A 9494-nucleotide genomic window follows, 5' to 3' on the forward strand; every position below is an offset into this window, starting at 1 on the left:
AATTGGAGACTTTTGTTTTCTTATTCCTTTTCTATGAATCCATAAATTTAGCTTTTACTAGAAGTCGGTGGATCATTACTCCTACTTCCGCTCGGGTAGCAGAAGCAGAAGGCAAGAACCGATGATTCTGATCTCCTTGCGTGATCCCTACCTGACTTAGCCATTTTACGCTAGTTTGTGCCCAAACAGGGATAACGCTTTGGTCAACAAACGGAGTACTCGGTGATGAATCCACCGTCAAATCCACTCCTGTATATTTTGCTGCTCTTTCCATCATAACTGCCATTTCAGCACGGTTAATTATAGCACTTGGTTGAAATTCATTGGCTGTCTTCCCAACGGTTAAACCTGCTTTCACGGCCGCCCCTACCGAACCTGCATACCAAGCTTTTTCGTTCACATCTGTAAAGATAACCGCACCTTCTACGTCGGTATCAATGCCTAGACTTCTGACGAGCATGGCCGTGAATTCTGCACGTGTTACAGCCACGTTCGGAGCGTAGCTATTCTCATTCACACCTTGAACCACAAGACTTGAAGCAAGAGCTTGTATATGATCCTTTGCCCAGTGTTTATTCATATCGGTAAACGTTTTGCTTAGAGATATGAGTGCAAAGCTCCCGTCTTGCGTACTCTTCATTTCATACGTACCATCTGACTTACGGACACTTGGTGTGAACATAAGCTCTCCTGTTTTTTCATTTACACGAACCGCAGTCAGCTGTTGTCCTGACACAATATCAACTTGTGGTTTCAGTACTCGGCTAAGATAGGCTTTATGCTGAATAGAAAGATGCTCTCCTGACGCACTTAGCACCGAAGCTGAAAAAGAAGCTGCTGTCCCCTTGATATACTGACCTCCTAGTGCTGCAGTTTGCTGCTCTAGGGAACCCAAAGATTCACCCTTTAACGAAGCAATACGAATCTGAAGCGTACCTTCCCTCATACTAGACTGTCCGGTTACTTCCCGGAGTACTGACATGGGAAGCTCATAACTTCCTTCCGCAGTAACAAATTGGATCGTTGTTTTCTTCGCTAGGTCTAATAAAGAGAGTAGAGATGGCATAGGAATGCTTAGCTCAGAGTCACTTACAAGCCCAGAAGCATTAATAACTAGATTCCTTGACTCCTCTTTTGATGCAGACATCTCGGCTATTTTCTGCTTGAGCACACCAGGCTGCACACTCACGTGGTTTCGTTTATCTCCACCTGCGAGCTGCTCCGTTGTTACAATCTGCTGATCCTGGCCGATTACATATTGACCATCTGTACTCGGTTGCTCTGGAGTAGAAGGATTTGTTTCATCTGGTGTCCCCGGTGATGGGGATGGAGTAGGATCAACAGGACCTGGACCCGGTGCAGTCGTGCCTTTTTCCGTTACGGTTACGATGGCTTCTGCTTCTCCGTATCCATCTTTACTCACGGCGTGAATCACTGCATTCCCCGGCTTCAGTCCCTTGATTTGGCCTGACTCATCGACAGAAGCAATCTCGGGCTGAGATGACGACCAGACCACTCCAGCTTCTGTACTTCCTACGAGATCTACACTTGCTTGTAATTTTCCACCTTCACTTCCCTCTTCGATGGATAATGCTTTCTGACCCAGTGTTACTTTGGTAATTTCCATTTCCAGAATAGCCACTGTTCCACCTACCTCATTGGCAACAAGCAGTAGCGGTCTGCCCGTTGGGCTATCCAGTGCAGAGATATATTCAAGACCCTCAGGTCCGGTGTCGGTAGCAAGAATATCTTCCTGACCAAATACTCTGGTATTTGTATAATTCACAAAAAACGGTTGTTCGGGATTTGTAACGTCATATGTCATTACACCGCCCGTACGCTCAAGTCCCGTAAATGCAAATGCTTTGTTCCCCGCCTTGCCTACTATGACATATTCCGGTTCAGGTCCTTTTTTCGGACTGCGGTCATCCATATCTTCATTGTCATTACTTACATTGAAATAATCCGGCTGACGTTCTGCTGTTATTTGCTCGAAATCACTGCCGCTGTCATACACCTGTTCCATCGTACCTGTATTCCAGATAGAAAAAGATCTAGCCCCATACAGATACAATTCATTAAACGTCCCATCCTGCATTCCCATATCGGACATAACCCGAACCTTGTCATAGTCCTTCGTTGCGTTCAGCCAGGTGCCAAGCTCTTGTGATAAGGAAAATTTCTTCTTGATATCGGAAACTTTCAGCTCATTTTTCATTCCTGTCCAGTCTGTTGCGTCCCCTTCATTCGCTGTGAAAAGGTAGGTCTGTCCATCTACGGTGTAGGTAGCAATGCCATCTGGCATATACAGACTTTTCACTGGGACATTCTCCAGCTTTATTTGCCCATCTGCAATGAGATCAATCTCGTTGCCTGGTTTGCTCCAGTCTTTGACTCCTAGACCTTTTACGGAGACAACTTTCCCTGCAGCAATATCAATGGTTGCAATGGCATTGTTCTCCTGAAGGGCTACATAGGCAAGCTTATTGTCAGGAGACAGAGCCATATATTCCGGCTCTAGATCCGTAATGGCCTTCTTTTTGCTGCCTTCGCCTATAATCGTCCCGTCTTTATTCACTTCGCCGCGAATATGAACGTTATCATCAATGACACTCGGGTCATCAAATAGAACGGTTTTCGTTTCTCCAGTCTTGTAATCAATAATGGTAACACTACCCTGTGGATCGTGAGCGTTCCCTTCTCTCGGTTCTCCTTCATCTGCTGTCAGAATCCGGCTTCCGTCGCTGCTAATCTTGACCATATCCGGCTGAACCCCTACGGAGTAGGAAGTGATCAGCTCTCCTTCGTAGTCAAGAATCAGTACTTTACCTGCTTTCTCCGACGCTTCTTCCTGCACTGCTACCGCAACATACTTTTCTTTGGTATTAATATCAACACTCGTCAGATCGCCTACCTGAAAAGTGTCAGAATTCGCTAGTGCTGCGACATCAATACTTTTCACTTTTTCGGTTGCACCTTCAGGTGTAAGCTTTACAATATCTACGGTTGGCGGCTGTGTCGCTCCATTGACAAGGTAGAAGCTTCCATTATCCTTGTTAAACCTTACAATCTCCGCTACTCCGCCATCTGCATTTGTTACTCCTACTTGATAACTTCCAATCTTACGAAGCTTTATCTGGTCAGAAAAATGGGCTGCTGCCGCACTGGATACTTGCAGAGAAAGCTCTTTTGATACGGTCTGCGGCTGTTCAGCGTGCTGATCGCTAACTTCGAGATTGATTCTATAAGTTCCCTCTGTTCCTGCTGATGGAGTACCAGAAAGAATACCTGACTGCTCATCAAGAACAAGACCTGCCGGAAGTCCTTCCGCAGCATATGTATAAGGCGCTTCTCCCCCGTACACTTCCAAGGTGACAGAATATGCCTTGCCTTCGACTGCTTCTGGCAGTTCGGCTGTTTTAATACCAAGCTCGTCCAGCGCTACTTGATCGCTAATTTGATCTGTATCTATGATTTGATCAGCAGAAGGCTGCTGTGTTCCATCTAAGGCTTGTTCGGAAGACACACGTTCTTCTGCTGAAGCTAGTGGGGCCTCCATGGCAAGTGATCCTATCGTTAACTGCGCTGCCATCAGCAGAGCTATGTATTGTTTCGTTTTTATTCTCAACTTTTGTCCACTCCTCTTGGCGATTGTAAAGTACAATCCTTTACCTATATCACTATTGTATAAAGGGAATGTTAACGGAGAGATCATCATATTGTATGCGGAATGTAAAAAGAGCTGTTCCTCCGAATTAGCTCGCGTGAACAAGCCATTGGTTGAACAACTCTATATGTTAAGTAACTGTTTATTTTTCCATAGCGGACTGAGCCGCACGGAGTACTGAAATCATTTTGTCACACCACTGATCAAATTCGTCATCTTCCACCTGATACTCCGGATGATCAAGAATATACTCCACCGTCTGCTTAATCCCCTGATCTATTCTCGTCGTCGCTACGTATTCCGGTACCAGCCTTTTCAGCTTGGAATTGTCAAAAACAACCGTGTTGGCTTTGTCCCCGAGCAGCCCGCCGCGATAATCTTCACTACTGCACGCATCCAGAAACTCGGAAGCTACATGAACAGCGTTCAGTTTCACTCCCAGCGCATCCGCAATTGTTTCGTAAATCTGGTTCCACGTAACAGACTCATCCGAGGTAATATGTACGGACTCCCCTATAGCATGAAGGTTCCCCATAAGACCGATGAACCCTTTTGCAAAATCACGATTATGCGTCAAAGTCCACAAGGAAGTACCATCGCCATGAATCAGGACCGGTTTATTCTCCAGCATTCTTTTCGCGACCTGCCACGTTCCTTTACTGCCATGAACTCCAAGCGGAATAGAGCGCTCGTCATACGTATGGCTAGGTCTAACAATCGTAATCGGGAACCCCTCTTCCCGGTATAATTTCATTAAATAGTCTTCACAAGCAATTTTGTTACGAGAATACGCCCAGTAAGGATTGGCTAGCGGGGTCCCTTCCGTAATTCGGTAGTCTGATAGAGGCGTCTGATAGGCAGATGCAGAACTTATAAATATAAATTGTTTGGTTTTTCCTTTGAAAAGTCGGTAATCCCGCTCGAGCTGGGCAGGTTCAAAAGCAATAAAATCAGCAACGACATCAAAATGAAGATCCTCAATCAAAGCCGCTACTTCTTCTTCGTTGCGAATATCCGCAGTTAGTACATGTGCTCCTTGCGGTAAGTCAGCATTTCGGTTTCCTCTGTTCAGCAGGTACAACTCGCATCCTTGTTCTAGTAGCTGTCTAGAAATCGCTGTACTGATGGTACCTGTTCCTCCAATGAATAGTGCTTTCATTAATGCACCTCCGAAGATTAGAATAGGAAATAAGGTAGTACTATCTTTACGATAGCATGCACTCTCTACGATTACAATTTCTTACTGCTCACTTCGGAGGTTACGATGAACATAAGACGGATAAAGTATTTTATTGATCTCGTGGAATGTAGGAATTTCACGGAAACAGCGAAAAAAAATTATGTATCCCAGACGACGATTAGCCAACATATTGCCGCTCTTGAAACGGAGTTTAATACCCAACTGATAGACAGAAAACAGATTCCCATTGAACCTACCAAAGCGGGATGGCTTTTCTATGGGGAGGCAGTCGCATTATGGAAACAATATCGCCGTATGCAAAAAAACATGGATCATTTTCAAAATAACAATACCCACTTGCTGAGCATAGAATATGCGGCAGAAACAGATGTTCAAATCCTATTAAATCTCATCCCATCATTCAAGGAAAATCACCCTAATATGAAGCTGGAATTAAATAAAATTTTGCTAAAAGATATTTCTGATTACTTACAAAAGGGAATTTATGATGTAGCCATTGCCTTCAGTTCAGAATTCGAAAATAAGGCTGATATTCATACTCATACTTTGTACAGCGGTCGCTATTGCGTTGCTGTGAGCAGGCAGCATCCCCTCTTTCATCGTCAATCGGTCTCAAAAGAAGAACTATACGAGCACCCCATTATCATGCTGAACCCAACAGTGATTGGGAATTCTTATTATTTGATGATCCAACATGCAATTGAAGATGGATACCAGCCGAACATCGTTCGAAGTGCAGATGACGTGGAAACGGAGCTGTTCTATATCATTACAGAGAACTTGATTGGTTTTTTCCCGGATAATTATCATCTCGCTTTCCTAAAAGAAGAAATAAGATTAATCCCAATCGAAGATTCGCATCATACATTCCAGATTCAGGTTGCCTATCTAAAAAACAATACCAACCCAGCATTGCAGTCCTTTCTTCATCAAATTCGTCATGATTCGATTTAGCAATGGGCGATACGATTTTCATGTTAGACTTTGTTATTTTTTTCACATAGTATGAATGTATAAATCATCTTCCTATGAAGGAGTGTCGATACTATGGGTAAATTATTGTTAACTGGTGTAGATGGAAACTTGGGAAAACAAGCTGCCGAATATGTATTGCAACTGGTAGATAAAGACGATCTTATATTTTGTGCATATAATCCGGAATCTTTAAAAGAGTATGCAGAACAAGGCATCGAAACACATGTAACGAATTTCAATAATAAGGATGGTCTTGCAGCAGCTTTCGCTAACGCTGATAAACTCGCTTTAATTTCCATGCCTTTCGTGGGCACGAAGCGTCAAAAGGCACACAAAAATGTAGTTGATGCTGCGGAAGAAGCTGGCGTAAAACAGATCATTTATACATCACTCGTCAATGCAGACGATGAAATGAATCCAAGTGTTGAGAAAATCGATCATGCTTATACTGAAGATTACGTCAAAGAAATCGGGATGGATTACATCTTCCTTCGTAACTCTCAATATGCAGAAGCGATGGTAACCAACTACTTCACCTATGTGAAAGGCGATGGAATTCTAAAAAACAATCAAGGCAATGGTAAGATGGCTTATATTTCTCGAAAAGATTGTGCCAAAGCTGTCGCTTACGCTCTCGCTTCCCAAGATATTCATGAAGCCACTTTAAATATCAATGGCCCTGAGTTAATGACCATGACTGACTTTATCGAAGTCGGCAATCAAGTAACAGGGAACCAGATTACGTATCAAGAAACCACAGATGAAGAAAATTATGCTGTGTTTGAAGCGATGGGTGTTCCAAGAACAACCGATGGTGAATTTAAAGATGGTTCCGAAGCGCCTTACTCTTCGGAAGGTATGGTTACTTTTGGGCAGGCAATCAGATTAGGTAAAATGGATAGCTTTACGGATGACTTTAAGAAACTGACGGGGCAGGAACCCTTAACTGTAAAATATATGTTTGAACATGCAGATGAATTCCAGGTTGGGGAACGGCACTCCCAAGATAACTAACCCTACAAATTCTTCAGTTTAACCCATCATTAAAATAAGCGGCAGCTATGGACGTTATCTTATCACCATAGCTGCCGCTTTTGTTGTGCATTCTGTTTTCAGTTCATTCCTTATAAATCTCGAATGACTATACTTTTTTAACGAATTCTGACTTTAATTTCATCGCTCCAAAACCGTCAATCTTGCAATCAATATCATGATCTCCATCTACGAGACGGATATTTTTCACTTTTGTACCCATCTTGACGACAGATGAACTGCCTTTGACTTTCAAGTCTTTAATGACAGTCACGGTGTCACCATCGTTTAACACGTTACCATTGGAGTCTTTAATAACTTTGGTATCTTCATTACTTTCGGCATCCGCTACAGGATTCCACTCATGAAAGCATTCCGGACATACCAATGAAGTTCCGTCTTCGTAGGTATATTCAGAATTGCATTTAGGGCAATTTGGCAAATCAGACATGTTTCATTCCTCAATTCACGTATATATTTGTTGTCGTGCTCGGACCCTTTGGTCCTTATCGGTCTATATAATATCATAATCTCTAAATATTAAGAAATATATGATTCACTAACTAAAGATGACAAGCCTCGATGATAGGCACAAACTCTTAAAGCAATTCATAATTTGAGAGTTCAAAATGAACGATACGATTTGTCAGCACCGAATTCAGAAACTTTTATCTCTCTATTCTATCATCCTATCTTGTAAACGATACCAAACTTGTGTCACAATCAATGGTGATATTAAGATGCCTAACCATACTAAGGAGGAATACACGATGAGAACCATGAAACTTGGAAGCAGTTCACTTGAAGTGCCTGTTGTAGCTGTTGGCTGTATGCGTATAAACTCTCTGGATAAAGCAGGGGCTGAACATTTTGTTCAAACTGCATTGGAAGAGGGAGCAAACTTCTTTGATCATGCCGATATTTACGGCGGTGGAGAATGCGAGGCAATCTTCGCAGACGCCATTCATATGAACGATGACATCCGCGAAAAGATCATCCTCCAGTCAAAATGCGGCATTCGAAACGGCATGTTTGATTTCTCCAAAGAACATATTTTGGAATCCGTAGACGGTATATTGGCACGCCTCAAAACCGACTATTTAGATACTTTGCTGCTGCATCGTCCAGATGCTCTAGTTGAACCGGAAGAGGTAGCAGAGGCCTTTGATCTTCTAGCTAGCTCTGGTAAAGTACGTCACTTCGGTGTATCCAACCAGAATCCGATGCAAATTGAACTGCTGAAAAAGTATGTAAAACAGCCACTGATTGCAAACCAACTCCAGCTTAGCATCACCAATACGACGATGATTTCCAGTGGGATTAATGTAAATATCGAAAATGATTCTGCTGTGAATCGCGATGGAAGTATCCTGGATTATTGCAGACTGCATGATATTACTATTCAGCCATGGTCACCATTCCAATATGGATTCTTTGAAGGTGTATTCCTAGGAAGCGACAAATTCCCAGAACTGAATCAAAAGATTGACGAGATTGCAGAAAAATACGGCGTAAGTAACACAACGATGGCTATTGCCTGGTTGCTCCGCCATCCGGCACAAATGCAACCGATCATCGGTACGATGAATATCGAACGATTGAAGGACTGCTGTAAAGCGGCAGATATTACAATTACCCGTCAGGAATGGTACGAAATTTATCGTGCAGCAGGGAATATACTCCCATAAGATAGAAGAAACACTAAACTTTTTAGGCAGCCTCTATATTCAGAGGCTGCTTTTTTGTTGATAAATTCTCGAATATGTAAATTAATTAAACTTGCCTACACCCCTATAAAATACACATGGCCAAGGCATATCACATAGGATGTTGAAACATTGTAGGAGGTGTCTATGTGAGCAGTTCAGATTCCCACTCTAGAAGGAAGCTCAAAAAAAGAAAATGTCATAGAAAAGGGACTAAAGGAAAAATCAAAAAAGCATGTTGTCCCCCCCCAAAGATTTTTGTTAATGCTCCCCGAGGACCTGCAGGCCCAAAGGGTGCCACTGGGGCCAGGGGGCTACCGGGGCCAACAGGTGATCCTGGAGCATCGGGCGCTGCCGGACCTGTAGGACCTGCTGGACCTGCTGGAGCCACCGGGGCTACCGGGGCTGCTGGTGATCCTGGAGCTACCGGAGCCACTGGCGCTGCTGGAGCCACCGGAGCCACCGGGGCTGCTGGTGATCCTGGAGGAGCCACCGGGGCTACCGGAGCTACTGGTACCGCAGGCGTTGCTGGAGCCACTGGCGCTACCGGGGCAGACGGCGTTGCTGGAGCTACGGGCGCTAGGGGGGCTACCGGAACTGCTGGAGCTGCTGGAGTCACCGGCGCTACCGGTGTTGTTGGAGCTACCGGAGTTACCGGGGCTACTGGAGCTACCGGAGCCACCGGCGCTACTGGGGTTACTGGAGCTACCGGGGCAGACGGCGTTGCTGGAACCACGGGTGCTACCGGTGTTGCTGGAGCTACCGGGGCTACCGGAGCCGCTGGCCTTGCTGGAGCCACGGGTGCTACCGGTGTTGCTGGAGCTACCGGGGCTACCGGAGCCGCTGGCCTTGCTGGAGCCACCGGGGCTACCGGTGTTGCTGGAGCTACCGGGGCTACCGGAGCCGCTGGCCT

6 protein-coding genes and 1 pseudogene are annotated in these 9494 nt (G+C 44.6%); 4 read left to right on the forward strand and 3 right to left on the reverse strand.

From position 1 onward, the window contains the following. Positions 1-31 precede the first annotated feature (31 nt). The gene (locus tag KFT32_RS15035; RefSeq protein WP_211748043.1) at positions 32-3628 is read right to left on the reverse strand and encodes a choice-of-anchor I family protein; all 3597 of its coding nucleotides are present in this window, start codon (positions 3626-3628) and stop codon (positions 32-34) included. Between the two features lie 181 nt (positions 3629-3809). After that, positions 3810-4826, reverse strand: a complete 1017-nt coding sequence (locus KFT32_RS15040) for an SDR family oxidoreductase (protein ID WP_211748044.1) — start codon at positions 4824-4826, stop codon at positions 3810-3812. Positions 4827-4931: 105 nt separating this feature from the next. On the opposite strand from KFT32_RS15040, the gene KFT32_RS15045 reads away from it, so the two are divergent. Together KFT32_RS15045 and KFT32_RS15050 are read left to right on the forward strand one after the other, a co-directional pair. Beyond that, a complete protein-coding gene (locus KFT32_RS15045; RefSeq protein WP_211748045.1) occupies positions 4932-5822 on the forward strand; it encodes a LysR family transcriptional regulator in 891 nt (296 codons plus the stop codon). A 93-nt stretch (positions 5823-5915) separates the two neighbouring features. After that, positions 5916-6857 carry an NAD(P)H-binding protein gene (locus KFT32_RS15050; RefSeq protein WP_211748046.1) on the forward strand — a complete coding sequence of 314 codons (942 nt, stop codon included), beginning with the start codon at positions 5916-5918 and terminating at the stop codon, positions 6855-6857. 127 nt (positions 6858-6984) lie between these two features. On the opposite strand, the gene KFT32_RS15055 is transcribed toward KFT32_RS15050, so the two are convergent. After that, positions 6985-7326, reverse strand: coding sequence for a zinc ribbon domain-containing protein YjdM (locus tag KFT32_RS15055; protein WP_211748047.1), 342 nt, complete (start codon positions 7324-7326; stop codon positions 6985-6987). A 319-nt stretch (positions 7327-7645) separates the two neighbouring features. Here KFT32_RS15055 and KFT32_RS15060 point away from each other — a divergent pair, with 319 nt between their 5' ends. Further along, positions 7646-8563, forward strand: coding sequence for an aldo/keto reductase (locus tag KFT32_RS15060; RefSeq protein WP_211748048.1), 918 nt, complete (start codon positions 7646-7648; stop codon positions 8561-8563). A gap of 272 nt (positions 8564-8835) precedes the next feature. Continuing rightward, a pseudogene (locus KFT32_RS15065) lies at positions 8836-9494 on the forward strand (hypothetical protein); the annotation flags it as partial.

The organism is Paenibacillus sp. Marseille-Q4541, assembly GCF_018310695.1.
Lineage (GTDB): Bacteria > Bacillota > Bacilli > Paenibacillales > Paenibacillaceae > Paenibacillus.

Bases quoted from the DNA above. Each gene is read 5' to 3' on its own strand.
- KFT32_RS15040 (WP_211748044.1), bottom strand. From the start codon at position 4,826: ATGAAAGCACTATTCATTGGAGGAACAGGTACCATCAGTACAGCGATT.
- KFT32_RS15045 (WP_211748045.1), top strand. From the start codon at position 4,932: ATGAACATAAGACGGATAAAGTATTTTATTGATCTCGTGGAATGTAGG.
- KFT32_RS15050 (WP_211748046.1), top strand. From the start codon at position 5,916: ATGGGTAAATTATTGTTAACTGGTGTAGATGGAAACTTGGGAAAACAA.
- KFT32_RS15055 (WP_211748047.1), bottom strand. From the start codon at position 7,326: ATGTCTGATTTGCCAAATTGCCCTAAATGCAATTCTGAATATACCTAC.
- KFT32_RS15060 (WP_211748048.1), top strand. From the start codon at position 7,646: ATGAGAACCATGAAACTTGGAAGCAGTTCACTTGAAGTGCCTGTTGTA.